Source organism: Polaromonas sp. P3_B1, from assembly GCF_056402935.1.
Map to the genome: position 1 here is coordinate 1 of NZ_JBFUGK010000082.1, position 1,598 is coordinate 1,598.

Annotated in this window: 2 protein-coding genes; both read right to left on the minus strand. The window is 67.5% G+C overall.

The window, feature by feature from the left end:
- A partial coding sequence (locus AC1DXS_RS24680; RefSeq protein ID WP_477740080.1) for a sensor histidine kinase occupies positions 1-1,351 on the minus strand: 1,351 nt, incomplete at its 3' end.
- Positions 1,348-1,598 (minus strand): winged helix-turn-helix domain-containing protein (locus tag AC1DXS_RS24685; RefSeq protein WP_477740081.1); only part of this gene is annotated, 251 nt, incomplete at its 5' end. The genes AC1DXS_RS24685 and AC1DXS_RS24680, both read right to left, overlap by 4 nt.

Below are 1,598 nucleotides of genomic sequence, written 5' to 3' on the forward strand. Positions count from 1 at the left end.
GCCCCAGGCCGGAGCCGTGGCGCACGTCGCCTGCCGAAAACGGCTCATACAGCCGCGCCGACAGCTCGGCCGACACGCCGGGTCCGCTGTCGCTGAGGGTCATCGCGACAAAGCTGGCGTCGCGCACGATACGCACGGCCAGCGGGCCGCCGGCCGGCGTGTGCTTGATGGCGTTGTGCAGCAGGTTACGCGTGAGTTCGCCCAGCATCCACTCATGCGACCTGACCTGGGCGGGCACGGTTTCAATCTCGAAGTCGATGTCTTTTTCGGCGATCAGCGGCGAGAGGTCCAGCGCCACCGAGCGGACCACCTGCGCCAGGTCGATGGCCTGCAGGTCGGCCTGCTGGCGCAGCTGCTCCACCTTGGCCAGGGCCAGCATCTGGTTGGCCAGCACGGTGGCGCGGTCCACGGTCTGGTTGATCTCGCCGAGCGCGTCGCGCGCTTCCATGTCGCCGCGCAGCGCCGACTGTACCTGCACCTTGAGCACCGCCAGCGGCGTGCGCAGCTGATGGGCAGCGTCCCGCACAAAGCGCTTCTGGTTGTCCAGCAGGTGCTGCAGCCGGCCCATCACCTGGTTGGTCGCCTCTATCAACGGCAGCAGTTCGCGCGGCGCTTCGGGCGCGGCAATCGCCGTCAGGTCGCCCTCGGGGCGCGCTTTCAGTTCAGCGCTCAGGCGGCGCACCGGCCGGGTGGCGCGCTGCACCACCACCACCGCGACCAGGGCGATCACCGCCAGCAGGACGGCCTGGCGCCACAAGGTGTCAAAGAGGATCTTGCGCGCCAGCGTCTTGCGCAGCTCCAGGGTCTCGGCCACCTGCACCACGGCCATGGCGCGGCCCTTGCCGCTGGCCACGGGCTGCAGTAGCACGGCCACACGAACCGGGTCTTCGCGGAACACGTCGTCGTAAAAATCGACCAGCGCCGAATACGGTGGGCGTATGGGAATTTCGCCGCGCCAGAAAGGCAGTTGCTCAAAGCCCGAGACCAGTTCTCCCTTAAGACTGGAGACGCGGTAGAAGAGGCGGCTCTGGTTGTCGGCCTCGAAGGCCTCCAGCGCGGCATAGGGCACGGTCACGCGCAGCTGCGACTGTTCGTCGTAGCCGGTCACGTCCAGCTGCTCGCCGATGGATTTGGCCGAGGCCAGCAGGGTGCGGTCGTAGGCGGTGTTCACCGCGGCCAGCGCCTGGCGGTATAGGCTGGCGGTGTTCACGATGATCAGCAGGCCGACGGGTAGCAGGATGCCGGTCAGCAGATACCGTCTAAGGGAGATAGCCCGCTGGACGGTAGCTTCCTGCGCTGCCGGGCTTGCTGGCGCAGCTCGCTCCAGCGGCTCGGGCTCCCGGCCGCTCATGCATCCACTTTCAGCAGGTAGCCCAGGCCGCGCAGCGTGACCAGGGTGACGCCGGTCTGGGCCAGTTTTTTGCGCAGGCGGTAGACCACCACTTCGACGGCCTCGTATTGCACGTCGGTTTCGCCCGGGAACACCAGCTCGAAGAGGCGTTCCTTGGACACGGCGTGGCCCAGCTTGCCGATCAGTGTCTGTAACAGGGCCAGCTCGCGCGGCGTGAGTTCCAGCACCTGGTCGCGGTGGTAGATGG